Origin of the sequence: Loktanella salsilacus (genome assembly GCF_024206795.1) — a bacterium.
Taxonomy (GTDB): Bacteria; Pseudomonadota; Alphaproteobacteria; order Rhodobacterales; family Rhodobacteraceae; genus Loktanella; species Loktanella salsilacus.
In genome coordinates this window covers 2,330,658-2,354,704 of the sequence record NZ_CP072994.1, presented here as the reverse complement: position 1 = coordinate 2,354,704, position 24,047 = coordinate 2,330,658, and the positions used below count along the sequence as shown (strand labels likewise).

22 protein-coding genes are annotated in these 24,047 nt (G+C 63.0%); 10 read left to right on the top strand and 12 right to left on the bottom strand.

All coding sequences use genetic code 11. The features are described 5' to 3' along the window. Positions 1 to 174: 174 nt before the first annotated feature. Complete coding sequence (locus tag KBW81_RS11445) at positions 175 to 1,410, top strand: glycerate kinase type-2 family protein (RefSeq protein WP_367305286.1); 1,236 nt, start codon at positions 175 to 177, stop codon at positions 1,408 to 1,410. Here the strand turns inward: KBW81_RS11445 and KBW81_RS11440 are convergent. From KBW81_RS11440 to KBW81_RS11425, 4 genes are all read right to left on the bottom strand, one after another. Then, positions 1,407 to 3,620, bottom strand: coding sequence for a sensor histidine kinase (locus KBW81_RS11440; RefSeq protein WP_254247254.1), 2,214 nt, complete (start codon positions 3,618 to 3,620; stop codon positions 1,407 to 1,409). The two genes, KBW81_RS11445 and KBW81_RS11440, sit on opposite strands and share 4 nt — an antisense overlap. Then, positions 3,617 to 4,774: an FIST N-terminal domain-containing protein gene (locus KBW81_RS11435; protein WP_254247253.1), complete on the bottom strand. Its 1,158-nt coding sequence runs from the start codon at positions 4,772 to 4,774 to the stop codon at positions 3,617 to 3,619. The genes KBW81_RS11440 and KBW81_RS11435 overlap by 4 nt, the downstream gene beginning before the upstream one ends. A 37-nt stretch (positions 4,775 to 4,811) precedes the next feature. Beyond that, positions 4,812 to 5,507, bottom strand: a complete 696-nt coding sequence (locus KBW81_RS11430; protein ID WP_245754252.1) for a LuxR C-terminal-related transcriptional regulator — start codon at positions 5,505 to 5,507, stop codon at positions 4,812 to 4,814. A 98-nt stretch (positions 5,508 to 5,605) separates the two neighbouring features. Then, the gene (locus KBW81_RS11425) at positions 5,606 to 7,372 is read right to left on the bottom strand and encodes a PQQ-dependent methanol/ethanol family dehydrogenase (protein ID WP_254247252.1); all 1,767 of its coding nucleotides are present in this window, start codon (positions 7,370 to 7,372) and stop codon (positions 5,606 to 5,608) included. Between the two features lie 229 nt (positions 7,373 to 7,601). Between KBW81_RS11425 and KBW81_RS11420 the strand changes: the two genes are divergently transcribed. Both KBW81_RS11420 and KBW81_RS11415 read left to right on the top strand, forming a co-directional pair. Next, positions 7,602 to 8,573 carry an ABC transporter substrate-binding protein gene (locus tag KBW81_RS11420; RefSeq protein WP_335641525.1) on the top strand — a complete coding sequence of 324 codons (972 nt, stop codon included), beginning with the start codon at positions 7,602 to 7,604 and terminating at the stop codon, positions 8,571 to 8,573. Further along, positions 8,570 to 9,187 (top strand): ABC transporter ATP-binding protein, encoded by a 618-nt coding sequence (locus KBW81_RS11415; RefSeq protein ID WP_254247251.1) that lies wholly within the window; start codon positions 8,570 to 8,572, stop codon positions 9,185 to 9,187. The genes KBW81_RS11420 and KBW81_RS11415 overlap by 4 nt, the downstream gene beginning before the upstream one ends. A 181-nt stretch (positions 9,188 to 9,368) precedes the next feature. Here KBW81_RS11415 and KBW81_RS11410 read toward each other — a convergent pair whose 3' ends face one another. From KBW81_RS11410 to KBW81_RS11390, 5 genes are read right to left on the bottom strand one after another with little or no spacing between them, the layout of a single operon-like run. Further along, on the bottom strand, positions 9,369 to 9,908 hold the full coding sequence (locus tag KBW81_RS11410) for an SEL1-like repeat protein (protein WP_090190400.1): 540 nt from the start codon (positions 9,906 to 9,908) through the stop codon (positions 9,369 to 9,371). Positions 9,909 to 9,911: 3 nt separating this feature from the next. Beyond that, positions 9,912 to 10,670 carry an ABC transporter permease gene (locus KBW81_RS11405; RefSeq protein ID WP_254249054.1) on the bottom strand — a complete coding sequence of 253 codons (759 nt, stop codon included), beginning with the start codon at positions 10,668 to 10,670 and terminating at the stop codon, positions 9,912 to 9,914. Between the two features lie 26 nt (positions 10,671 to 10,696). Next, a complete protein-coding gene (locus KBW81_RS11400; RefSeq protein WP_254249053.1) occupies positions 10,697 to 11,416 on the bottom strand; it encodes an ABC transporter ATP-binding protein in 720 nt (239 codons plus the stop codon). After that, entirely contained in the window at positions 11,413 to 12,369 is a 957-nt protein-coding gene (locus tag KBW81_RS11395) for a YVTN family beta-propeller repeat protein (protein ID WP_090190402.1), read from the bottom strand. The genes KBW81_RS11400 and KBW81_RS11395 overlap by 4 nt, the downstream gene beginning before the upstream one ends. A gap of 2 nt (positions 12,370 to 12,371) precedes the next feature. Next, positions 12,372 to 13,520, bottom strand: a complete 1,149-nt coding sequence (locus KBW81_RS11390) for an ABC transporter substrate-binding protein (protein WP_254247250.1) — start codon at positions 13,518 to 13,520, stop codon at positions 12,372 to 12,374. A gap of 155 nt (positions 13,521 to 13,675) precedes the next feature. Between KBW81_RS11390 and pedF the strand changes: the two genes are divergently transcribed. From pedF to KBW81_RS11360, 6 genes are all read left to right on the top strand, one after another. Next, positions 13,676 to 14,392 carry a cytochrome c-550 PedF gene (gene pedF, locus KBW81_RS11385; RefSeq protein WP_254247249.1) on the top strand — a complete coding sequence of 239 codons (717 nt, stop codon included), beginning with the start codon at positions 13,676 to 13,678 and terminating at the stop codon, positions 14,390 to 14,392. After that, positions 14,392 to 15,294: a substrate-binding periplasmic protein gene (locus KBW81_RS11380; RefSeq protein ID WP_254247248.1), complete on the top strand. Its 903-nt coding sequence runs from the start codon at positions 14,392 to 14,394 to the stop codon at positions 15,292 to 15,294. Before pedF ends, KBW81_RS11380 begins: the two co-directional genes overlap by 1 nt. Before the next feature lie 17 nt (positions 15,295 to 15,311). Continuing rightward, the gene (locus KBW81_RS11375; protein ID WP_254247247.1) at positions 15,312 to 15,833 is read left to right on the top strand and encodes a CoxG family protein; all 522 of its coding nucleotides are present in this window, start codon (positions 15,312 to 15,314) and stop codon (positions 15,831 to 15,833) included. Between the two features lie 25 nt (positions 15,834 to 15,858). Further along, positions 15,859 to 16,341, top strand: coding sequence for a (2Fe-2S)-binding protein (locus tag KBW81_RS11370; RefSeq protein ID WP_245754253.1), 483 nt, complete (start codon positions 15,859 to 15,861; stop codon positions 16,339 to 16,341). 108 nt (positions 16,342 to 16,449) lie between these two features. After that, positions 16,450 to 18,813: a xanthine dehydrogenase family protein molybdopterin-binding subunit gene (locus KBW81_RS11365; RefSeq protein WP_090190411.1), complete on the top strand. Its 2,364-nt coding sequence runs from the start codon at positions 16,450 to 16,452 to the stop codon at positions 18,811 to 18,813. Between the two features lie 101 nt (positions 18,814 to 18,914). Then, complete coding sequence (locus KBW81_RS11360) at positions 18,915 to 19,700, top strand: FAD binding domain-containing protein (protein WP_254247246.1); 786 nt, start codon at positions 18,915 to 18,917, stop codon at positions 19,698 to 19,700. A gap of 54 nt (positions 19,701 to 19,754) precedes the next feature. Here the strand turns inward: KBW81_RS11360 and KBW81_RS11355 are convergent, their stop codons facing one another. Both KBW81_RS11355 and KBW81_RS11350 read right to left on the bottom strand, forming a co-directional pair. Next, entirely contained in the window at positions 19,755 to 20,618 is an 864-nt protein-coding gene (locus tag KBW81_RS11355; protein ID WP_254247245.1) for an FAD:protein FMN transferase, read from the bottom strand. Beyond that, the gene (locus KBW81_RS11350) at positions 20,615 to 22,690 is read right to left on the bottom strand and encodes a 4Fe-4S binding protein (protein ID WP_254247244.1); all 2,076 of its coding nucleotides are present in this window, start codon (positions 22,688 to 22,690) and stop codon (positions 20,615 to 20,617) included. The genes KBW81_RS11355 and KBW81_RS11350 overlap by 4 nt, the downstream gene beginning before the upstream one ends. A 115-nt stretch (positions 22,691 to 22,805) precedes the next feature. Between KBW81_RS11350 and KBW81_RS11345 the strand changes: the two genes are divergently transcribed. Next, a complete protein-coding gene (locus tag KBW81_RS11345; protein ID WP_090190417.1) occupies positions 22,806 to 23,585 on the top strand; it encodes an ABC transporter permease in 780 nt (259 codons plus the stop codon). Between the two features lie 107 nt (positions 23,586 to 23,692). On the opposite strand, the gene KBW81_RS11340 is transcribed toward KBW81_RS11345, so the two are convergent. Further along, positions 23,693 to 24,043: a hypothetical protein gene (locus tag KBW81_RS11340; RefSeq protein ID WP_254247243.1), complete on the bottom strand. Its 351-nt coding sequence runs from the start codon at positions 24,041 to 24,043 to the stop codon at positions 23,693 to 23,695. Positions 24,044 to 24,047: the final 4 nt, after the last annotated feature.

Genomic DNA, 24,047 nt, shown 5'->3' with positions numbered 1-24,047 from the left:
CGGGGGTGATGCGCGCCCGCGCGGTAGCGGTCAAGCGGTCAGACTCTGCGCGATTGTCCCGAAAGGCAAGGTATTGGCCGGGCCGCGTTCGCAACATGCACCGCCGCGATCTGCGCGCTGCGCTAGACGGCCCCGCAGCCATCGCCTAGCCTGCGCGCAACCGTTGCCGGAGGCATGATGACCCAGACCGAACTGCTACGCGCCATGTTTGCCGCAGGCGTGGCCGCCGCCCAGCCCGCGCTTTGCGTGCCGCCCCACCTGCCGCCGCCGCCCAAAGGGCGCACCATCGTCATTGGCGCAGGCAAAGCCGCCGCCGCCATGGCCCGCGCGGTCGAGGATCGCTGGCCCGGTCCCTTGTCCGGCCTTGTCATCACGCGCTACGGCCACGGCGTGCCCTGCGACCGGATCACGGTGCGCGAAGCCTCTCATCCCGTGCCCGACGCCGCAGGGCAGGCCGCCACGGCTGAACTCTGGGCGCTTTGCGCTGATCTGACCGCCGATGATCTGGTGATCTGCCTGATCTCTGGCGGCGGCTCTGCCCTGCTGGTCGATCCGGCCCCCGGCATGACGCTGGCGGAAAAGCAGGCGGTGAACGCGGCCCTGCTCGCCAGCGGCGCGGATATTGGCCAGATGAACACCGTCCGCCGTCACCTGTCCGGCGTCAAAGGCGGGCGCTTGGCGGCCCATTGCCACCCCGCCCGCATCGTCACGCTGGCGATCTCCGACGTGCCCGGCGACGATCCCGCCGTCATCGCCTCTGGCCCCACAGTCGGGGATGCGACCACCTGCGGCGACGCGCAGGCGATCCTTGACCGCTACGGCATCACCGCGCCGCATCTGTTTGAAAGCATCAAGCCGGATGATCCGCGCCTTGCTGGGGCCAGCTATCACCTGATCTCCTCGCCGCTCATTGCCTTGCAAGCTGCGGCTGCCGTTGCGCAAATGCAGGGCATCCCCTGCCACATCCTTGGCGACGCGATAGAGGGCGAATCCCGCGACGTCGCCCGCACTCTTGGCGCCATCGCCACCAGCGTGTCAGCCAACAGTTTGCCCTTCACCGCGCCCTGCATCCTGTTGTCGGGCGGAGAGACGACCGTCACCCTGCGCGGCAAAGGGCGCGGCGGGCGCAACGTCGAATTCCTGCTCGCGCTGGCCATCGCCTTGAACGGCCACGGCAAGATTCACGCGCTGGCGGGGGACACCGATGGCATCGACGGGATCGAAGATATCGCAGGCGCGACCATCGGCCCGGACACGCTCTCCCACATGCAGGGCTTTGGCCTTGATCCGCGTGCGCAACTTGATGCCAACAACGCCCACGCCGTGTTCGAGGCGCTGGGCACCCAAGTCATCACCGGACCAACCCTGACCAATGTGAACGATCTGCGGGCCATCTTGGTAGAGGCTTAGGTTGGCACCCGCACGGCCCTAAGGAAAAACTGCAACGCCGCCGGATCAACGGGCCGCTGCAACAGGCTGACGCCAGCGGCAGCGCAGGCAGCCCCGATGCCCGGTGCGCGGTCTGCGGTCAGCAGGCGGCAGGGGATCGGGCCAAATTGCGCGCGCAAGCTCGCGATCAAGGCCAGCCCCGCCACGCTGTCATCTGCGGGATCGCCCAGCAACATCGCATCCGGCGTCAGTTCGATCTCTGACAACAGCGCCGCCGCCTCAACGCCGCTTGCAACATCCAGAACTTGCACGCCCCACCGCTCCATCAACGCGGCCAGCGCCCGGCGCATGGCAGCGTCCGGTTCAACCAGCAGCACGATCTGACCCGCCATATCGACGCCTGCCTCGGGCACCCGCTCTGGCAGCATCGCGGGATCGCGGGACAGGGCAGGGGCAAGGGGCACGGTCAGATGAAAACAGGTGCCGCGCCCCACCGCTGTGCGCATGCCGTGGTGATGATCCAGCAAGGCGCAAGCCCGTTCCACAATCGCCAGCCCAAGACCCAGCCCGTTCCCGGTATTGGCCACCGGATCAATGCGGTGAAATTCCTTATAGATATTCTCTTGCTCGACCTCGGGGATGCCGGGGCCGGTGTCCCACACCTCGATCCGGACGCCATCGCCGCTGACCCGCGTGCCGACAAGGATACGCCCCGCCTCGGTATAGCGGATCGCGTTGCCGATCAGGTTCTGCAAGATGCGCCGCAAATAGCTGGCGTCCGTCTGCACCATCGCGGTGCTGGGCCTGATCCGCAGCTCTAGCCCTTTGGCACTGGCCGCCGGGCGCAGCTCGTCACCCAATTGGCGCAGGATCCGCCCCAGATCAACGGCGCTCAGCCGCACGGGTGCCTTTCCACTGTCCAACTGGCTGATATCCAGCAGCGCGCCGATGATCTCCTCAACGGACCCCAGCGCCGACAACGCCTTTGACAGCGCGTTTTGCTGCCCCGGCGCCAGCGTGTCATCCGCGAGCGAGGCACAATACAGCTTTGCCGCCGACAAGGGTTGCAGCAGATCATGGCTGGCAGCGGCGACAAAGCGGGATTTCGACGCATTCGCCCGTTCCGCATCAGCCAAAGCCACGGCGATTTCTGCTGTCCGCGCCTCGACCCGCGCCTCTAGCAAGTCATTGGCGGCGCGCAGCTTTTCTGCGGCCTGCCGTTCGGCGGTTACATCGGTAAAACTGATCACAAAGCCCCGGTCGGGCATGTCCTGCGCAAAGATGTCAAATACCTTGCCCTGCCGCTGCCGCACTTCGAACCGCAAGGGCGGGCGGGCACCGGGGCGCTGGACCCAAGCGAGGATCTCCGCCGGGCGGGTGCCCGTCTGGATGCGCACTTCGTCCTGCAACCGCCGGAACAAAAAGTCGAAATCCGCTCCGACCCGAAACTGTGCCAGCTTTAGCGACAGCATTCCCGCGACCTGACTGTTCCAACCCACCAACCGGTTGTCGCCGTTGAAAATACACACCCCCTGATGGATGTGATCCAGCGTCGCGCGGATCAGGGCGGTGTGGTCGTCCATCATGCGGGACCGCTCTTCACGCTCTAGCCGGATGATGTCGGTCACATCGGTCTGCATGATGACGGTCTGCCGGTCCGGCGTGCGCTGCTCTGACACCTGCAGCCAGCGATCGCCGGTCATGTGCACGTTGAACACGACCTGATCGTCGCCATGCCGCAGGGTGCGCTGGGCGACCCAATCATCGGGGCTCACGCCCTCTGGCAGGCGCAGGCTGGGGCTGCGCGACACCAGATGCACATATTGCGCAAAGGTCATGCCCGGTTTCAGCAGCGGCGTGACCCCGGTGATCGCGCTGGCAAAACGGCTGTTGCACAGCACCATGACATCGCTCGGGTCAAACAGGGCAAAGCCTTCGCCAATCGTCTCAATCGCGTTGGACAGATCGCGGCGGGCGGTGTCGGTGGTGCGCTTGGCCTCTGCCAATTCCGCGTTGGACTGGTTCAGCAGTTCCAGCGCGTGTTCCAATTCCCGCGTGCGGGCGCGCACGGTGTCTTCCAGCAGGACGGCCCGCTGAAACTGCGCATAGGCGGCGTCAGAATCGTTGTTCATCTGCTCGACCCGCCGGATCAGCGCAGCCGAGATTGTCAGCAGTTTTTCATTCTGCCGCAGCGTGCTGTCAGCCGGATTGATCAGCGACTCTGTCGTCATGTCACCACGGCCCCCGGCGGATAGATCGCAACGCCGGTCATAGTTTGGTTGATATGCAGCCCACTGTATTGCTCGCCGTATGTCGAAAAGCCGACGACGTTATGATCCGCCAGCACACGGCTGACCGCGCCGCCTTGTTGCTTTTGCTCTGCCTCGATCCGGCGCAGGATGCAGTCAAAGGCGATGATCGTATCTGGTACCGCCTGCGCAGAAAGCGTTGCAAACTGGCTTTCCAGATGCCCCGCCATCGGCTCTGACGTGGCTAGCGTCAGCACCATGCCTTCGTCGATGGCGGAAAAGAACACCAGCGCGCCGTCGTCGGTCACCCGCTGGATCGCGCGCACATGGTGGTGCCCGCCAAAGCGTACAACGACGGGGTGGGCTGCAAAGGTAAAGGTATCCATCTGCCCCGCATCCTTGCCCAGCAGCCGGGCGTATTCGCTGGCGGCGGGCTCTGCGTTAATCTCGTGGACGATCCGCGCTTCTGGATCGGCGCGGGTCACGACCATGCGCCGTTCAGTCGGTGTTAGGTTATCTAGGCTGAACACCTTCACGGGGCAGATCGTGCGCACGCAGGTCAGGACCGCCACATCGGGCATCACCCGGCCTTGATAGGCGACGGCGGTACTGGCAAAACGAGTGCCATCCCCCGACGATCCGCCAAACAGCGGCACTTGGCCCAAGCCGTGCATCACCATCGCGACGACTGCATCTTCGCGCCGCGACAGCCCGTCCACCAACAGGATGGCAAATTCGTTCTGCCAATGCGGCGCCGTCGCCGTCAGCGCCGCGCGGCGGCGGATGATGTCGCGCACGGTGGCGTCGGGGTTCAGTGCGTTCAGGTCGGGGATCAGGACGGTTTCGGTTTCAAAGTGGCTGGCGGGTAGGGCAATGGCGACAATCCCGCCATCCTGATAACCGCCAAATATTTCGCCCGCCGTCACGCAGCCAATGATGCAGGCCCCGTCCAGCGCCGCCGACAGCCCCGCGATCAATGCGGCAAAGTCGCCCCCCGGCGCGGCAAACACCGCGACCAGCGACAGCGGACCTGGCCCCAGCCCCTTGCAAATGTCTTGCACGGCGTCCGGCCCCGGCTCTGCCACATGCACGCGGCGCACCAGTTCGGACGGCACAGCTTCACTGGCCAAAATCACGGATGTTCCCCTCCCAAGGAACCCTCAGCTTGCCGCGTTAGGGTGCCTTTTGCAACAGGCTGGAGTAGCTGGCTTCTTGCGCGATCAGCACCGCCTGCGTGCGGCTTTGCACGCCAAGTTTACGCATGATCGCCGTGACATGCGCCTTGACGGTGGTTTCCGCGATCGACAGGTCGTAGGCGATCTGCTTGTTCAGCTTCCCCTCGCAGATCAGCTGCAGGATCGTGCCTTGCTGCCGCGTCAACTGGCCAAGCCGCGCCAAGGCGTCTTCGCGGTCCGTCACAGGCACATCGGCGCCTTCGGTCATATCTATATCGTCGGGCAAATAGGTCTGGCCCGCCGCAACCGTTTGAAATGCTGTGCGAAAGGTGTCGCGCTGGGAATGCTTGGGGACAAAGCCCGCAGCGCCCGCCCGGATCGCGGCGCAGATAATGCGGTGATCGGCCATCGACGATACCACCACCAGTGGCACCTGCGGCACGGACCGGTGCAGCCGGATCAACCCATCAAGGCCGGTCACATCCGGCAGGTTCAAATCCAGCACGATGACATTCGGCACCGGCCCGGCCTGCACCGCGGCCAAGGCAGGGTCGAGCCGTTCAAACGCGCTAATCTCTTCAATCCCCGTCACAGCCCGCAGGGTCAGGCGCAGCGCGTCACAGAACAGCGGATGATCGTCGATGATCATGGCGCGCGCGCCCGCGCCGAAGGGAAGGTTTGGATCAATGCTCATAGCAGTTCCTTTGCCGCCAAGGTGACGCAGCAGCCGCCACGCGGCAAGTGCGTTCAGACGGAAAAAGGGCGCACCAGATCGGCGCGCCCCCAGTTGGCTTAGTTAGCTTGCGCGAACTGACGCGGCAGCTTGAACGTCCACAGCATACCGCCTTGGTTCAAGTAGCTGACCGTCTGCGCGACTTCGCCGCCCCACAGCGGCACAGCGCCGCCCCAGCCGGACATGATCGCGACATACTGCTCGCCGTCTTCTTCCCAAGTGATCGGCTGACCGACAACGCCGGACCCCGTCTGGAACGACCACAACTGTTCGCCTGTCTCGTCGTCAAAGGCGATAAATTCGCCCTCTGGCGTGCCGGTAAACACCAGACCGCCCGCCGTCGACATCACGCCGCCCCATAGCGGAGCAGGGTTCTTGAACTCCCACTTGATCTCGCCGGTGTCGGGGTCCATCGCCTTCAGGCTACCGATATAATCCTCGTACAGCGGCTTGATGGTAAAGCCAGAGCCAAGGTAGGCCGCGCCTTGCTTGTAGGTCACAGGCTCGTTCCAGATATCCATGCCCCACTCGTTCGACGGGATATAGAAGTTGCCGGTGTTCTGGCTATAGGACACCGGGTTCCAGTTTTTGCCGCCAAGGAAACCGGGCACGGCAAAGACTGTCTCTCCCTTCGCGCCATCAGCAGCAGCCGCCGGATCGCCGGGACGGTTGTCTTCGTTAAAGATCGGGCGGCCTGTGTCGTCGATGCCGGATGCCCAGCTGATCTGCGTCACGAACGGATCGGCGGATACGAACGCACCATCCTCGCGGTTCAGCACATAAAAGAACCCGTTCCGGTCGGCAGAGCCAAAGCGCTTATTCCCCTCGCGGTCGGTATAGGCGACGACTTCGTTCACGCCGTCATAATCCCAACCTTCGCGCGGCGTGGTCTGATAGTGCCACTTGATCTCTCCGGTGGCCGGATCGATGCCGACGCGGGATGCCGCATAAAGGTTGTCGCCGGTGTTGCCTTCGGTCGGCGCACCTGCACCGCGCAGGTGGCTGTTCCAAGGCGACGGGTTGCCCGCGCCAAAGACCAGCGTGTCGGTTTCAATGTCATACGATCCGCCAAGCCATGTGGCCCCGCCGCCGGTCTTCCACATATCGCCGGGCCAAGTCGCATTCAGCTCTCCGGTCATGGTGGACTCTTCGCCGTTCAGCGTGCCCATGTGACCCTCAATCATGGGACGGGTCCAGACGATCTCTCCGGTCTCGGCGTTGCGCGCCTGCACTTCGCCGACGATGCCGAATTCACCGCCCGAATTACCGGTGATGACCAGACCGTTCACGATGATCGGGGCGGCGGTATAGGAATATCCTGCCTTATAATCTGCGATCTTTTGGTTCCAGACGACGTCGCCCGTCTTGCGGTTCAGCGCGACCATGCGCGCATCAAGCGTGCCGAAAAAGATGTTGTCGCCGTAAATCGCCGCACCGCGGTTCACCACGTCACAGCAAGGCAGAATGCCCTCTGGCAGGCGGGCATCATATTGCCAGACTTCTTTGCCGGTCTTCAGATCGACCGCATAAATGCGGCTATACGATCCGGTGATATACATCATACCGTCGTAAACGATCGGCTGGGTTTCTTGGCCCCGCTGCTTTTCCCCGCCGAGCGAGAATGCCCAAGCCGGCACCAGATTGGCGACGTTTTCCTTATTCAGCGTCTCCAGCGGCGAATAGCGCTGCAATGTGCGCCCCATCCCGTTGGTGACGACCTGCGTGGTGATCGTGGCGTCGTTGGCGATGTCCTCTTCGGTCACCTGCGCTTGCGCCATCGTGCCGGCCATGATCATGGCCGTTGCGGCGGTAATGAATCTATTCATCCGCTTGTCCTCCCTGTTGATGTGTCGCGTCACTCCCCGGCCTTTGCCGCGCCGGTGACGCAGGGTAAGACCTAAGGCTTACTATCCGCGCGATCATGCTGCGGCGAAATGACACCATGGTCGTAGTCGCGCAGCCATTGCGTCGCTGGCCCGCGTAAACCACTCCTTTGGTCTTATTCCCCGCAGCGAATGACCCTATAAGCTGGGCTCAAATAGGGGGGATCCACACGTGAAATTTTATACAGCAGTCGCTATGGCCGCATGGGCCGCAACCGCAAGCATGGCAGCGGCCCAAGACGCCACGATTCGCGCCGCCGTGCAGGAATCGGGCACGGTGAATTGGGAACTAGACACGATCAAGCACTACGGGCTTGATACCGAAAACGGCTTCACCCTCGACGTGCAGGGCATGGCTGGCGGCGACGCTGCGCAGATCGCGTTCCAAGGCGGCGCGGTCGATATGATCGTCAGCGACTGGATCTGGGTCGCCCGCCAACGCGCGGCTGGCGAAGATTTCATCTTCATTCCCTATTCCCGCGCCGTCGGCGGCATGTTGGTGCCAGAAGGCAGCACCGCCCAGACGCTAGAGGACATGAAGGGCAAAAAAGTCGGCATCGCCGGGGGCCAGCTGGACAAAAGCTGGATCATCCTGCGCGCCTATGCCCAGCAGGAATACGGCTTTGATCTGGCGGCAGAAACCGAACAAGTCTTCGGCGCGCCGCCTCTGATCATGAACGCAGGCACCACGGGTGAAGTCGACGGCGCCATCAATTTTTGGCACTTCATCGCCAAGATGAAGGCCGCCGGCATGCGCGAGCTAATCTCTGTCGATACCGCCGCCGCCGCGCTGGGCCTTGACCCCGCAACGCCGCTGCTGGGCTACGTCATGCGCGGCGATATGCTGCGCGATCATCCCGAATTGGTCGCTGGCATGGCAAAGGCCAGCATCGCGGCGAAAGCCAAACTCGCCAGCGACCCCGCAGCATGGGACCGCTTGCGGGACCGGATGCGCGTCGATGACGACGCCCAATTCCTCGCCCTGCAAGACGGCTTTAACGCAGGCACCCCGGCGGCTGGCGCCGTCGACACCGCTGCCGCCGACAAAATGCTGCAACTGATGGCGGACCTTGGCGGCACCGAACTGGTCGGCGATGTCACCAGCCTGCCGGACGGTCTGTTCTATACCCCGCCCGCTGAATGACCAGTGCCGTTGCCACCCTTGATCTGCCGGGGTTCTCCTATGGGGGGACCCCGGTTCTTGGCCCAGTCAAGTTGGCGGTCCAAAAGGGCGAGGTTATCGCCCTCACAGGCCCCTCCGGCATCGGTAAATCCACACTCCTGCGCATCCTTGCGGGGCTGACCCCAGCCCCCGGCACGCGGGATGTGACAGCCCGCACCGCCTTTGTTTTTCAGGAACCAACTCTGCTGCGCTGGCGCACGGCCCAGCAAAACATCGAAATCGCCGCCAAAGTCAGCCCGGATAAAGCCGCAGAAACCCTCGCTGACGTCGGCCTCGGCGCCTTTGCAGACCGCTACCCGGACCAGCTTTCGCTCGGCCAACAACGCCGCCTCGCACTCGCCCGCGCCTTCGCCTGCGATCCGGGTCTTATGCTGCTGGACGAACCCTTCGTCTCGCTCGACGCGAAAGCCGCGTCAGAGATGATGACCCTGTTCCAGTCCCTCGCCAGCCGCCGCGCCATGGCTACCGTCATCGTCACCCACGCCCCGGATGAAGCCCGCCGCCTCGCCACCCGCACCCTGACCCTGTCCGGCACGCCGGCGCAGATCACCGCACTCACCCCGCAGCCCGCTTAGTCCCGTTCTTCTCGTCCCAAATATACCGGGGGCGCGGGGGCTGGCCCTCACTTACCCTCTCCCAAAGGCAGGGCCGCACCCTTCTTCTGGTCAAAAATACCGCGGGGGGCGTCCCGCAGGGACGGGGGGCTGGCCCCCTTCTTTGCGGATCTCTCACCGAAAACCGCCCCGCCCGCAGGTGTCAGTTCATCGGCGCATAGCGCCAGTTGTCCGCATCGGGTGTCACCTCTTCGGGATCATACCCTGCCGCTTGCAACCGCTGCGCAATCGGCAGACCGGTCCCGGCCGCCGCATCAATCAGCGCCCGCCCCGCTGCTTCGTCTTGCGCCGCGCCATAGCCGCGCAGCAGCGATAAACCATAGTTAAATTGCCCGACCGGATCGCCAGCCTCGGCGGCCTTTCGATCCCATGCGGCGGCAGCATCAGGGTCATAATCCCCGCCGAAACCGTTGTTATCCAGATAACTCATCCAGGTCATCGCCCCGGTATAACCGTCATCCGCGCAGGCCCCAAAGGTCTGCCGCGCCGCGCCATGGCGGCCTGATTTCGTCATCAGATACCCCGCCGCGCAGTTCGTCATCGTGGTGCGTCCGGCGGCGATATCCTCTAGCACCTTGTTCATCGTCAACTCTTCGGGGTTCGTCGTGCCAAAGTCTTCGGGCACGGCAGGGCCCGCAAACGCCAGCCCCGGCAGTATCGCAATCGCAAGTATGAACCGCATCGCTTATCCCTTCTTGGTCATCATCCCGCGCGCCGGATCATACCCGCGCAGCGCAGCCGTCATGAATACTGCCAGCGCCAAAACCGTCCATCCCAGCGCGGGCGCATTGAACTGGGCGTAAAGCGCAAAGCGCACCAGCTCGATCCCGTGGGTGAACGGGTTCACCGCACACAGCCTATACAGCAATTGCGATGATTCCGCCATTTTCCACAGCGGGTACAGCGCGCTGGACAGGAAAAACATCGGGAAGATGACGAAATTCATCACCCCCGCGAAATTCTCTAACTGTTTGATCAGGCTTGATAACGCCAGCCCCAAGGCCCCCAGCATCAGCGCGGTGATCGCCAGCGCAGGCAAGGCCGCGATATAGCCCCAAGGCTTCACCGTGATCCCGAACAGCGCCGCGATCCCCAAAAACGCATAGACCTGCAGGACCGACATCGCCGCCCCCGCGACCAGCTTGGCCGACAGGATAAACCAGCGGGGCAGGGGCGCGGTCAGCAGCAGGCGCATCGACCCCATCTCTCGGTCATAGACCAAGGACAGCGACGACTGCATGCCGTTGAATAGCAGGATCATCCCGCACAATCCCGGCACGATATAGGTCTCGTAACTGATATAGGTCGTGTAGGGCGGGATGATCGCCAGCCCCAGCGCCGCGCGAAAACCTGCGGCAAAGACCAGCAGCCAGATCAGGGGCCGCACTAGCGCCGCCACAAACCGCGCCCGCTGCTGGACAAAGCGCAGCGCCTCGCGCGCCATAATCGCACGCAGGGCGATCCACCAGATCACGCCGCGACCTGCGTCATGATCAGGAACACATCGCGCAGATCCGTATCAACGGTCAAATCAGCACATGTTTCATCCGCTAAAATCCGCCCCTGATGCAGGATCAGCACCTGATCGCTTGGCCAGACCTCATCCGTAAGATGGGTTGCCCAGAACACCGTCAGCCCGCGATCCGCGCACAAGCGGTGCACATGATCCACAATCCCCGCCCGCGACGCTGCATCAAGCCCCACCGTCGGCTCGTCCAGCAGCAGCACCGCCGGATCATGCATCAAGGCGCGGGCGATCTCGAGCCTGCGGCGGTGCCCGCCGTTCAGATCGCGGGCGCGTTCCCGCGCACGCGCGCCCATGTCCATCACCTCTAGCACCTCATCCACCCGCCGCGCCGCCTGCGCACCGCCAAGCCCGTGCAGGGCGGCGAAGTACAAAAGGTTGCGCCGCACGCTCAGGTCTAGGTCTAGCGTGCTTTGCTGAAACACCACGCCAATCCGCGCCATTGCCCCGCGGGCGTCGGTTTCCAAATCATGCCCAGCAATTTCAATCGTCCCATCCCGCGTGGTGAACAGCCGCGTCAGCAGCGAAAACAGCGTCGATTTGCCCGCGCCGTTCGGCCCCAGCAAGGCGCAAAACCGCCCCGGTGCCACGGTAAAGCTGACGTCCCGCAGCGCCTGCTTTTCGCCATAGGCGAAACTGACGCCGCTGACGTCCAGCCCGTTCAATCCGTCACCCGCAGCGCCGCGCCCCACGGAAAGCGGCCGACCGCAATCGTGGTCTCTGCCGCCTCGTCGGCCACGTCGATCACGGTCACATCGCTGCTGACGCCGTTGGTGGTGAACAGCTTGGTTTCATCCGCGTTAAAGGCCATGTGCCAGACCCGGCGGCCCGTCAGGATGTAGCGTTCGACTTCGTAAGTATCCGCGTTGATAACCGCGACATGGTTTGCCGGGCCAAGCGCGACAAAGGCGGTCTTTTCATCTTCCGTCAGCACAAAGCCCACAGGCTGGATCAGCTCTGGCAGCACGCCCGGGATTTCAAACCGGATTTTTGACAGCTCTGTCTGGTCCGCCGTGTTAAACACCGTCACCGTGCCGCCGATTTCTGCGCTGACCCACAACTCTTTGCCATCCTTGACGAAATTGGCATCGCGCGGCCGGCTGTCCACTAGCGTATTGGCATAGATCGTCTGCGTTTGTGTATCGATCCAATGCGCCATATTCGTGGTCTCTGACGTTGTGATCACAGTCTTGCCGTCGGGGCTGACGGCCATGCCCTCCGGCTCGATCCCGACGCTGATCTGGGCGACAACCGTGCGGCTTTCGACGTCCACCACGGTCGTGATCGCGTCATCCTCGTTGGCGATATACAGGTGCTTGCCATCGGGATGCAGCACGAACTGCTCCGGGTCCTCGCCCGACGGCAGGTCATGCAAAATCTCTCCGGTCTCGGGGTCAATGACTTGCACTGCATTGCTGGCTGACGCGCAGACGTAAACGACCGAGTAATCATGCGCAAAGGTGATCCCGCGCGGCCGCTCTCCGACGTTGATCGTGCGGGTGACCTGCAACGTGTCCGCGTCAATGACGCTGATCGTGTCGTCACGCTCGTTCGTCACCCAAATCTCGTCCGCAGCGGCGGGGGTGGCGATCAAGGCCAGCAGGGCAAGCGTTCTCATTGTCATTCTCCGAAGGCAGTGCAGGTGGATTCCGGGCGGTCGCCGCCCAGCGTGTCAAGCTCTGTGACAGGGTGCAAAAACCCCTCTAGCGGGGCCGTCGCGACGACGGCGCGCGCATCGACCAGCGGGATCGGTTGGCGCAATTGCCCGTTCCACGCGCGGAATGACAAAGCGCGCCCTTTAAAGCCCGCCAGCGTAAATTCCGGCCCCAGCAGATAGCTGCGCAAAATCTTCGGATCATTGGACCCGGTGCGCGTCACCGCTTCACCGATCGCGCGCAGGGCGGCCCAAGCGCTGTAATCCACCGGACGCATGCCGCGTCCTGCGGCGCCCCGAAACCGGCTTTGCAACTGCTGCGCCCCCCATTGTTCAACGACCGGGGACCAAGCAACAGGCGTCAGCCCTTCGGACCCGCCAACTGGGCGCGGCTCCCATGTGTTGTAATTCAAATAGCGGCCAAAATCGTGGATTTCATCCGCGACCAGCAGCATGTCAAAATCGCCCAGCTTTTGCGTAAAGCTCGGCACCTCGTCCCCTGTGGTGCGCCGGATGTCGCCGGTAAAACCCCAAGGCGCATCGCCCCGCAGGCGCAGGCCGAACTTCTCCGCGCTATCCCGCAGCGCATCCGCAAAGCCCAGATCGGCAGGCGCGGGGCCTGTGACCAGCGCCACATCGGTCCAGCGTTTTGTCACCAGAAACTGCGCCAAGGCATCGGCGCGCATCGCGTAGCTGGGGGCTGTGTGCAGCAGGTTCACGCGGCAATCCGTCCCGCGCAGCGAATCGTCAGCGGCAGCTGCGTTGAACACCAGCGCGCCGGGCAGGGCATCTGCGATGGCCAACACCGTCGCGGCGGGGGCCTGCACGACAACCAGCCCAGAAGCGCCCGCACTGGCGGCCAACAAATCGGCTGGCGTCGCGGCAACCACCTCTGTCAGCCCATAAGTGTGGTTCAGAAATTGCCCCGTCGTCGCATTATCTGCCAGCCCCAGCTGCGCGCCTGCGCTGCCAAGGTCTGCCGGATCGGGGTCAATATCGGATAAGGTAGGCGGTTTGCGATCGTCCAACCGCAGGTAGGTCACGGCAACATCGACCTGTGCCGCAGCCACGCCAGCCCAGCACATAAGACCTGTAACCAGACACCATTTCAGCATGACGCACTCCCCCTGACCCGGACCCTAGCACCGGGTTTGCGCCGCGCGGCATACGACCAAGGTCGCCCTCCCCAAAGGCATGGCACAAAGGTCCAATACCGATCAGGCGATGCTTGGGTTTAAGTCGACCGTAACGCATCTGGGAGGAGAGACCGATGACACTTCGCACACCGCGCAAGGCGCTAGGCCGCACACCGCGCCACGCGCTGGCCGCCGCCTTTGCCGTCATGGCTGGCACCGCTTTCGCCGCAGGCCTACCGCTTGGCATCACAGAGGTTGATAACGCCGGTCTGCCCGACGTCGGCGAAGACTGGCTGGCGGAAAATCCGTACCGCGCCGCAGACCACGACGTCTGGACCCGCGCGATTGAAGTGGGCGAAAGTGCCTATACCCAGAACTGTGCGCGCTGCCACGGTCTTGGCGCGATCTCTGGCGGGCTTGCCCCGGATCTGCGCATGCTAGAGGCGTCGGATTACGACGACGAATGGTTCGCTGAACGCTTCCAGCACGGCATGACGCAGGACGGTATCACCAAGATGCCCGCCTTCGCCGATGTGCTCAGCCAGAAAACTGCTTGGGCGATCCGCACCTACGTCGAAACGCGGCCCGACGATCAGGCCGTCATGACGGAAAGCCCGGCGCTGAAAGAATTGCGCGACGAACTGGCGCTGTGGGCCAAGGGCGAAGGCACCCCGGACGAGCCTGCGATGAAGGCAAAGCTGGACGAAATCGCGGCCCGCATCCCGACCCTGTCCAGCGCACCCATCGCTGACAGCGTGGCGTACCGCGCATCCGAACAGCTGGACGGCACACCCGCATCCTACGCCGTCGCAGCGGAAACGCTGACCGTCGGTCTGTCGGTCCACAACTGATGACGGCGCGGTTCCCCTTTGCTTTGGCGGGCTTGACCTGTCTGGCGCTGGGCTGGACCGCGCCCGTTTTTGCCGCCTGCGAAGGCTACGTGCCAGAGGCGCGGCCGCAGAACGCCAGCCGCGACATTGTCGGTCAGGATCTGGATACTATTCTGGCGCGCGACCTGATCACCTTTGCCGTTTATGAAAACTTTCCGCCTTGGTCCTATCTGCAAGACGGTCAGCCCGTCGGCGTCGATATCGAAATCGGCCAGTTGATCGCAGACGCGCTTGGCGTCAAAGCCCGCTTTGACCTGCTGCCCGCAGGCGAGACGGTCGAGGCGGACCTGCGCAACTACATCTGGCAGGGCCCGCCCACGGGGGGCACCGTCAATAACGTGATGTTGCATGTGCCCTATGACGTGAACTTTGCCTGCCGCGTCGATCAGGTCGTCTTTACCGGTCAATATGCCAAGGAAAGCATCGCGATCGCCTACAATAAGGCGGATTATCCTGATGATCCGCCCGTGCCGGCCTATTTTCGCTATGACACCGTCGGCGTGGAAAATGACACCATTGCGGATTTCTACCTCGCCTCTATCGGCAACGGCATGCTGATCCCCAAGATCGCTCATTACCCCACCGTCGCCCTTGCCATGCAGGGGATGGCGGATGGCGAAGTCATGGCCGTCGCAGGCCCGCGCGCGCAATTGCAGGCGGGGCTGACAGAGGCTGGGGATCTGCACCAGCCGCCGCTGCCGGGGCTGTCTGTGGGCACATGGACAATCGGCCTAGCCGTGCACACCCGCTACCGCTACCTTGGCTATGCGGTCGACGACGCGATCCGCGCCGCCCTGATTGATGGCCGTATCGCGGCAATCTTTGCCGCACACGGTCTGACCTTTGACGCGCCTTTGCGCTAATACCCGGAGCATACACCATGGAACTTAAAGACGAACGCGACATCGCCGCCCCGCCAGAGGCGGTCTGGGCCGCCCTGCTGGACGCCGACGTGCTGCGCCAATGCGTGCCCGGTTGCACCGAAATGGACGGCAACGCCGATGACGGCTTTACCGCGACCGTGGTGCAAAAGGTCGGCCCGGTGAAGGCCACCTTTAAGGGCGAAGTCACCCTGTCCGACATGAAGCCGCCCTATAGCCTGACCATCGCAGGCGCAGGCAAAGGCGGCCCCGCTGGTTTCGCCTCTGGCGGGGCGGATGTCGTGTTGACGCCGTCCGAGACCGGCACGCTGCTGTCCTATGACGTGAACGCTAAGGTCGGCGGCAAGATCGCCCAGCTGGGCAGCCGCTTGATCGACAGCTTTGCGTCCAAAATGGCGGACCAGTTTTTCGATGACTTCAAAAAAGTGGTCGAAGGCGGCGGCGAAGAAGCGCCCGCAGCCGACGCGCCAGCAGAAGAGAAAAAAGGTTGGGTGAAACGCCTGATCGGCAGTAAAGATTAAAGAAACGCGAAGGGGAGGAAAGCGAATGAAAGTATCAATGGAGGTGAACGGCCGCGCGGTGTCTGGCGACATCGAAGGCCGGACGTTGCTGGTGGATTTCCTGCGTGAAGGTCTGCACCTGACAGGCACCCACGTGGGCTGCGACACGTCCCAGTGCGGTGCCTGCACCGTGCATGTCGACGGCGCGCAGGTAAAGGCCTGCACGATTTTCGCAGCAGAGGCCGAAGGCGCGAAGATCACAACGATCGAGGGTGTTGCGGCACCAGACGGCACGTTGTCGACGGTGCAGCAGGCATTCCAAGACTATCACGGTTTGCAGTGCGGATTCTGCACCCCGGGGATGGTCATGGCAGCGACGAGCCTGTTGAAAGACAACCCCAAGCCCACCGAGGCCGAAATCCGGCATCACCTGGACGGCAACATTTGCCGCTGCACGGGCTACCACAACATCATCAAGGCGATCATGGCGGCAAGCGGGCAAGAGATGCCAGCGCTGGCGGCAGAGTAATTTTCGGGGGGAGGACCGGGGCTCTGCCCCGGACCCCGAGGTATTTTTGACCAGAAGAAGCAGGGGGAGAGGCGGCGACGCCCGGTCCTGCGGGGAGAGGAGCTTAAGATGCCCAAGGACAGTGGAATTGGCGCGAGCAGCAAGCGGCGCGAGGACGTGCGGTTTCTGACCGGCACGGGGAATTATACCGACGACATCAATATTTACGGCCAGCTGCATGTGCATTTCTTGCGTGCGGATGTGGCCCATGCGGTGCTGAACGGGGTTGATACCTCGGCAGCCGAAGGCATGCCGGGCGTGCAGCGCATCTTTACCGGCGCGGACTTTGAGGCGGTGGGGTCGATCCCCTGCGGTTGGCTGATCACGGACCGCCATGGCGATCCAATGCAAGAGCCGCGCCATCCCGTGTTGGCCCATGGCAAAATCCGCCATGTCGGCGAGCCGATTTGCGCAGTCGTCGCAGACACACTGGCGCAGGCGCGCGATGCGGCCGAGGCCATCGTGCTGGATTACGATGCGCTGCCAGCCGTCATTGATATGAAGGACGCGATTGGCGCGGATGCGCCAAAGGTGCACGACGATCTGACCGGCAACCTGTGCTATGACTGGGGCTTTGTTGAGGAGAACCGTCAGGCTGTGGATGACGCGATCAAGGGCGCGGCGCATGTCACCACGCTAGAGCTGGTGAACAACCGCCTGATCGCCAACCCGATGGAGCCGCGGGTCGCAGTGGGCGAGTATAACCGCGCTGACGATTTCCACACGCTGCACACGACCTCGCAGAACCCGCATGTGATCCGTCTGTTGATGGGCGCATTCGTGCTGGGCATCCCAGAGCATAAGCTGCGGGTCGTGGCCCCTGACGTGGGCGGCGGCTTTGGCACCAAGATCTTCCACTATCAAGAAGAGGCCTTTGTCACCTTTGCTGCCAAGGCGCTGAACCGTCCGGTCAAGTGGACCAGCACCCGGTCGGAAGCCTTTATGTCCGATGCTCATGGCCGTGATCACGTGACCAAGATCGAGCTGGCGCTGGACGCGGAGAACAACTTTGTTGCTGTGCGCACCGAGACCTATGCCAATATGGGCGCTTATCTGAGCACCTTTGCGTCCTGCACGCCGACTTGGCTGCACGGCACGCTGATGGCGGGCAACTATAAAACGCCGCATATTTATGTGAACGTGAAGGCCGTGTTTACCAACACCGTGCCTGTCGACGCATATCGCGGTGCGGGCCGGCCAGAAGCGACGTTCCAGCTGGAGCGGGTCATCGATATGGCCGCGCACGAGCTTGGCGTTGATCCGATTGCCCTGCGCCGTCAGAACTTTATCACCGAGTTCCCCTATGCCACGCCTGTAGCGGTGGAATATGACACCGGCGATTATCATGCCACGATGGACAAGCTGATCGACATTGCGGACTTTGCGGGCTTTGACGCGCGCCGCGCCGAGAGCGAAGCCAAAGGCAAGCTGCGCGGTCTGGGCGTGAACTGCTATATCGAGGCTTGTGGCATCGCGCCGTCGAACCTTGTCGGCCAGCTTGGCGCGCGGGCGGGTCTGTATGACGCAGCCACGGTGCGGGTGAATGCGACGGGGTCCATTTCTGTGATGGTCGGCGCGCATAGCCACGGGCAGGGCCACGAGACGTCGTTCCCGCAGGTGATTTCCGAGATGATCGGCATCCCCGAGGATCAGATCGACATCGTGCATGGCGATACATCAAAAATCCCGTTTGGCATGGGGACCTATGGGTCGCGGTCCTTGGCGGTTTGCGGATCGGCGATGGTCCGCGCGGCTGAAAAGGTGATCAACAAGGCCAAGAAGATCGCGGCCCACCTGATGGAAGCCTCTGAGGGTGATATCGAGCTGAAGGACGGACGGTTCAGCGTCGCGGGCACGGATAAATCCGTGGCTTGGGGCGATGTGACCTTGGCCGCTTACGTGCCACACAACTATCCGCTGACGGATATCGAGCCAGGGCTAGAGGAGACGGCGTTTTACGATCCGGCGAACTTTACCTACCCGTCGGGCGCGTATTCCTGCGAGGTGGAGCTGGACCCCGAGACGGGCCATGTGAAGATCGAGCGTTTCTGCGCCGCGGATGACTTTGGCAATATCATCAATCCGATGATCGTATCAGGCCAAGTTCACGGCGGCATCGCCCAAGGGATCGGCCAAGCCATGATGGAAGGCTGCGCCTATGACAGCGACGGCCAGCTGCTGAGCGCGTCCTATATGGACTACGCGATGCCGCGGGCAGGGGATGTGCCGTTCTATACGGTCGATCATTCCTGCCAGACGCCATGCACGCATAATCCGCTGGGTGTGAAAGGCTGCGGCGAGGCGGGGGCGATTGGATCGCCGCCTAGCCTAGTCAACGCGGTGCTAGATGCCATTAACTCTGGTCCCGGCAAGAAGGTGGCGCATATCAACATGCCGCTGACGCCGAGCCGTGTTTGGGCTGCGATGCAGTAAGGATGAGAGGGTGTTCGGGGCGCTGCCCCGGACCCCGAGGTATTTTTAACCAGAAGAAGGGGGGACCCGGGTTTTGGTTCACAGGATAAGGATGAGACATCATGTATGCATTCGAGATTGAACGGCCGACGACGCTGGATGCGGCCAAGGCGGCGATTGCGGACGGCGGACAGGCATTGTCCGGCGGGCAGACGCTGATCCCGACTCTGAAGGCGCGGCTGGCGGACCCAGAGAAGCTGGTGAGCCTGCACAATATTCCAGAGTTGAAGGGGATCAGCACCGACGGCGATGGGCGGATCTGTATCAAGGGCGCGACGGTGCACCGGGCAGTGGCGGACGGCGCGTCCAGTTATCCGGCGCTGGCGTCGCTGGCAGCCCGGATTGGTGATCCGGCGGTGCGCACGCGCGGCACCATTGGCGGCTCGCTTGCCAATAACGACCCTTCGGCGTGCTATCCGGCGGGTGTACTTGCCTCTGGTGCGGTGATTGTGACCGACCGGCGCGAGATTGCGGCGGATGACTATTTCCTAGGCATGTTCGACACCGCGCTGGACGAGGGCGAGATCATCATCGAGGTGAAGTTCCCGGTCCCGCAAGTGGCCTGCTATGAGAAGTTCATCCAGCCCGCGTCCCGCTTTCCGCTTGTTGCGGTCTTTGTCGCCAAGTTTGCAGACGGCGTACAGGTGGCGATCACGGGTGCGTCAGGCGAAGGCGTGTTCCGCTGGACCGCAGCGGAAGAGGCACTGAGCGCGAACTTTACACCAGAGGCGCTGGACGGCATCGCCATGGACCCCAGCCCGATGATCGCCGACTTGCATGGCGACAAGGCCTACCGCGCGCATTTGTGCAGCGTGATGGCAAAGCGGGCGGTGAAAAACGCGAAGTAAGCTTAGCGTTAGACGGCAGAAAGCCCCCGGTGCCCACCCGCACCGGGGGCTTTTTTATGCGCGGCTGAGGTTGCCGTCCATGTCGACCAAACGCGCCTCTGTGCCGGGCAACTTGGCGAGGGTTTGGGTAATCGCCGCGCGGTCCATCAGGCAGAACGCAGTCGACAGCGCGTCGGCCAGCGCGGCGCTAGGCGCGGTGACGCTGGCGGTGGACCACAGCGGCGGATGGCCTGCGGGGGACAGGATGTGGGGTGTGTTGCCGGCCATGATTGCAGCGGGGCTGGATGTCGCGACGGCTTGGCCGGTCAGCGCCAGTTGCGCGATTTGGCCTGCTGCGGGATCGGCGATGCCGATGTGCCATGGGCCGCCCAAGGCGCGGTATTCGCCGATGTTGATCAGAGCGTGGGTGAAGCCTGCGGCGGCGAGTTCGGCCGTGACGATATCGGTGGCATAGCCTTGGGCGATGCCATTGAAGGTGAGCGCCTGACCTGGCGCGAGGGTGATACGGTCAGGCGAGAGCGTCACGCGGTCCCAGCCGATCAAGGCGCGGGCGGCGCGGGGATCGGTGCCTGTGGCCAAGGCGGTCCATAGGGGCTGTACGGTCGGATCAAAGCGGCCTTCCGTCAGCGCGTGGACCCGGCTGATGATCTGGCACAGGGCTGTGAAATCAGCGGGCGGCGCGGGCAGGGTGCCCTGTGTGTTTAGCTGCGTCAGCGCGGACGGCGTGTAAAGGCTGAACAACCCTTCGATCCGGGCCAAGGTCTGGCGCACCCCTGCAAGGGCGTCCTGCGACCCGCGTCCCGTCAGCGTAATCGACACATCGGCCCCAAGGGCGGTCCCCTGCCAGCTTGAGGCGCGCGCGCCGCGCGGTATCGCAAGGGCGGCAGCGGTCAGGGTCAGGAAACGGCGGCGCTTCATGCGGCTTTCCTTTTGCCGCGGGCCGCAAGGATCAGCGGCACGCATTGCGCGGGGTCGTCGTGGATCGTGACGCAGTCAAGGCATTGGAAGCATTCGTCGTACTGGATTTCGCCCGTCTGTTTGATCGCGCCGTATTTGCATTTCACCTTGCACAGCTGGCAGGGCGATCCGCAGTCAGCGCGGCGCGGAATCCAGCTGCGTGTGCGGATCATGCCGCCGATCGCCATGAACGCGCCCAGCGGGCAGACGTAGCGGCAAAAGCCCTTGAACGTCACCATGCCAAGGATCAGCCAGAAGGCGGCATAGAGGACGTAGTACCAATCGCGCACGAAAAACACGGTGATGGCGGTTTTGAACGGCTCGATCTCTGCCACCTTGTCAGTGCTGTCTGGCGCGATGAAAATGGTCGCGATCAGGCCAGCGAGCAGGACGTATTTGATCCATTTCAGGCGCTGGTCCCATGCGCGCGATACCTCCCACTGGGGCAGACGCAGTAGGCGGCCAAGGTGGTGGGCGAACTCTTGGAGTGCGCCAAAGGGGCAAAGCCAGCCGCAGAACAGGCCGCGGCCCCAGAGCACAAAACCAAGGATCGCGACAATCCAGACCAGCGTGCCGAAGGGGTCGTAAGCGAGGAAGTTGAATGACCCGCCAAAGACGCCGGTGCGAATGACGCCAAGGACGGTGACGATGCTGAGCTGGCCTTGGCCCCACCAGCCGATAAAGCCCAGCACGAAGGCAAGGATGCCAAGGCGCACGGGGGTAAAGGCGGTCCATGCGGCAAAGCGTTTTTGACCGGGGCCAAGGATCAACAAAAGCCCAGCAAGGAAGACGCCGAGAACGATCAGATCGCTTTGGCGGTTGCGGATGGCCCCGGCAAAGGCGCTTTCGGGGACCTGTTCCACCGGGCGCAGATAAAAGCGGTCGGGGGTGACGTGGGTCGCGGCAAGGGTGGCTTGGCCGATCTGCGGCATGAACTGGCCGTGTTCGCGGATCGCCTGGACGTTTAGGGTCCACTCGCGGGTCGGATCAAAGCCAAGGCGGCGGTCTGTGCGCAGGATGATCGCCGTGCCGGTCGGCGCTTTCGGCGACAGGGTGACGAACAGATCGGCGTCGCGCAGGGCGATGGGCAGGCCGTCTTGCTCTGCCGATAGCCAGTCAGGGGATGTGTTGCGGATGAAATCGGGTGACACAAGTCCGTGGCGACCTGCGTCGATCAGTAGGATCGGCTCGTCCGTGGATGATATGCGCTGGAACGCCTGCAATTCGCGCAGGGTCTGCGGGCCAAGGGCGGCGGCGGCGATGGACGGCGCGCCGATGTCGACGATGTACAGATCAAGGTAGACGCCGTCCGGATCTGCTTGTGCGACTGGGTCGTCGCTGGCGAAAATCGTGCCGTCAAAGGCGGCGTTGACGTCGCTATTCAGAACGGTTTTGCGGGTCACAAGACCTTGGACCATCAAGGCGTCCCAGTCCAGATCCTCTGAATAGTCGGGGTTTGGATAGGCGGGCGGGGCGCTGGCGACACCTTTCATCTTTTCGCGGGCCACGGCGCGGGTGGCGGCTAGGATGCTTTCGTGGGCGATGCGGATGCTTGCCGTCGCCTTGGTCACGCCGTCCAGATAGACAAGGGCCGAGCCATCCCCCGCGCCGCCGTAGGGCGTGCCGACGACAAGGCTTTGGTTGATCGACAGCCCGCGATACTGTTCGAAGAATTTGCGCAAAGGGGCCTCGCCCAGACCAGAGACGAAGATCGGCTCGTTATGGGAAATCAGGCGCACGTCGATGAAGGTGCCGTTCAGGTCCAGCATAACAAAGATGTTGATGGGTGCGCCGGAAAAGCCGGGCAGGGGTGCCATCTCCTCTGTCTCGAATACGTAGCCGGCAAGGGCACCGCCAGAGTTCAGCAGCTCCCACACGCCTTTGTCGTTGATCGGCTCGCCGATGGAAAAGGGCGGTGTGACGAAGGGGGTCAGGTCTGCCTTGGTCAGTTGGGCATGGGCGGTTCGCGGGCTGGCCAGCAGGGCCAGACAGATCAGCAGACACGAGACTAAGAAACGATTGGCTCCACCCATGCGGGCAGATTAGGAACAAGTCACCTGCCGCGACATAGGACCAAAGTCGCGGCGACGGCAGGCGGCGTTGACCATGCGCGCAAGGAGCCGCAGGGTGGGGGCAAGAGGGGCGTTTATGCAATCAAAACTGACATCAAGCGCGATCACTCTGGCATCCTTGGCCGCGCTGATTGTGCTGTGGGCCGTTGCGGCGTGGTGGATTGAGACGCCGCGCACCTTTCCCGGGCCGGGGCAGGTTGGCGCGATTATGGTGCAAGAGGCGTTGAACGGCAAACTGGCGCATCATCTGGTCCCGACGCTGGTGCGCGTTGCGCTGGCGTTTGGCATTTCCATGGGGATCGGCGTGGCGCTGGGCGTGATGCTGGGGACGATGCCGCGGCTGAACCGCTGGCTTGATCCTTGGGTCGTTGTTGCGCTGAACATCCCGGCGCTGGTCGTGATCGTGATGTGCTATCTGTGGATCGGTCTGAACGAGACGGCTGCCATTGTGGCCGTCAGCTTTAACAAGACCGCAACGGTGATTGTCACGGTGCGCGAAGGGGCGCGGGCGCTGGACCGGCCGCTGCGGGATATGGCGCAGGTTTACAAACTGTCGCGGCTGGACCGCTTGCGTCATGTCGTGATCCCGCAGCTTGCCCCTTACCTGTCATCGGCGGCGCGCAACGGTTTGGCGATCATCTGGAAGCTGGTGCTTGTGGTGGAATTTCTGGGCCGTCCCGATGGGATCGGCTTTCAGATCCACCTGTATTTTCAACTGTTCGAGGTGCCTTACGTCATGGCCTATGCCCTGTCGTTCATCGTCGTCATGCTGGGGATCGAATACGGCATCATGCAACGGCTCGAGGCGCGGGCGACGCGGTGGCGGCAGCCTGTGCAGACGCGCTATTTTACATAATATGTATCGCATGCGAAACAGTGTGACCGAATGGTTAACGCCGAGCGGGGCATGAAAAAGGCCCGCAGCGGTGACTGCGGGCCTTTTTGGTGTGGTGTGAGCAGCGCTTAGTGTTTGCGGTAGGACACCGCATAGATCAGCGTCGCGACGAAGGCGTAGATGAAGTTCACCGTCAAAACGAACTGCCACGGGGCAGCGGCGCCAAAGACGAATTTCGCCAGCAGCGACGGGATCACGGTCAGCGCGATCAGGGCGAAGGCCCAAGCCGCGACGTTGCCGCCGCGTGCAAAGGCCGGGATCAGCAGCAGGGCCACGATGATCGCAATCAGGTTGCGTCCAAGTGACGTGATCAGCGGCATCACGTCAGCGCCCGCCATGATGTTGATGGCGATGGAATTAAAGATCGTGCCAATGATACCGGCGATAATAACGACAAAGACTGTGCGAAGCGTAAACATGGCA

What these genes read in the sequence shown, in the direction of transcription:
- KBW81_RS11445 (WP_367305286.1), top strand. Translation starts at nt 175, where the DNA reads ATGATGACCCAGACCGAACTGCTACGCGCCATGTTTGCCGCAGGCGTG.
- KBW81_RS11440 (WP_254247254.1), bottom strand. Translation starts at nt 3,620, where the DNA reads ATGACGACAGAGTCGCTGATCAATCCGGCTGACAGCACGCTGCGGCAG.
- KBW81_RS11430 (WP_245754252.1), bottom strand. Translation starts at nt 5,507, where the DNA reads ATGAGCATTGATCCAAACCTTCCCTTCGGCGCGGGCGCGCGCGCCATG.
- KBW81_RS11425 (WP_254247252.1), bottom strand. Translation starts at nt 7,372, where the DNA reads ATGAATAGATTCATTACCGCCGCAACGGCCATGATCATGGCCGGCACG.
- KBW81_RS11415 (WP_254247251.1), top strand. Translation starts at nt 8,570, where the DNA reads ATGACCAGTGCCGTTGCCACCCTTGATCTGCCGGGGTTCTCCTATGGG.
- KBW81_RS11410 (WP_090190400.1), bottom strand. Translation starts at nt 9,908, where the DNA reads ATGCGGTTCATACTTGCGATTGCGATACTGCCGGGGCTGGCGTTTGCG.
- KBW81_RS11405 (WP_254249054.1), bottom strand. Translation starts at nt 10,670, where the DNA reads ATGGCGCGCGAGGCGCTGCGCTTTGTCCAGCAGCGGGCGCGGTTTGTG.
- KBW81_RS11395 (WP_090190402.1), bottom strand. Translation starts at nt 12,369, where the DNA reads ATGAGAACGCTTGCCCTGCTGGCCTTGATCGCCACCCCCGCCGCTGCG.
- KBW81_RS11390 (WP_254247250.1), bottom strand. Translation starts at nt 13,520, where the DNA reads ATGCTGAAATGGTGTCTGGTTACAGGTCTTATGTGCTGGGCTGGCGTG.
- pedF (WP_254247249.1), top strand. Translation starts at nt 13,676, where the DNA reads ATGACACTTCGCACACCGCGCAAGGCGCTAGGCCGCACACCGCGCCAC.
- KBW81_RS11380 (WP_254247248.1), top strand. Translation starts at nt 14,392, where the DNA reads ATGACGGCGCGGTTCCCCTTTGCTTTGGCGGGCTTGACCTGTCTGGCG.
- KBW81_RS11375 (WP_254247247.1), top strand. Translation starts at nt 15,312, where the DNA reads ATGGAACTTAAAGACGAACGCGACATCGCCGCCCCGCCAGAGGCGGTC.
- KBW81_RS11370 (WP_245754253.1), top strand. Translation starts at nt 15,859, where the DNA reads ATGAAAGTATCAATGGAGGTGAACGGCCGCGCGGTGTCTGGCGACATC.
- KBW81_RS11365 (WP_090190411.1), top strand. Translation starts at nt 16,450, where the DNA reads ATGCCCAAGGACAGTGGAATTGGCGCGAGCAGCAAGCGGCGCGAGGAC.
- KBW81_RS11360 (WP_254247246.1), top strand. Translation starts at nt 18,915, where the DNA reads ATGTATGCATTCGAGATTGAACGGCCGACGACGCTGGATGCGGCCAAG.
- KBW81_RS11355 (WP_254247245.1), bottom strand. Translation starts at nt 20,618, where the DNA reads ATGAAGCGCCGCCGTTTCCTGACCCTGACCGCTGCCGCCCTTGCGATA.
- KBW81_RS11350 (WP_254247244.1), bottom strand. Translation starts at nt 22,690, where the DNA reads ATGGGTGGAGCCAATCGTTTCTTAGTCTCGTGTCTGCTGATCTGTCTG.
- KBW81_RS11345 (WP_090190417.1), top strand. Translation starts at nt 22,806, where the DNA reads ATGCAATCAAAACTGACATCAAGCGCGATCACTCTGGCATCCTTGGCC.
- KBW81_RS11340 (WP_254247243.1), bottom strand. Translation starts at nt 24,043, where the DNA reads ATGTTTACGCTTCGCACAGTCTTTGTCGTTATTATCGCCGGTATCATT.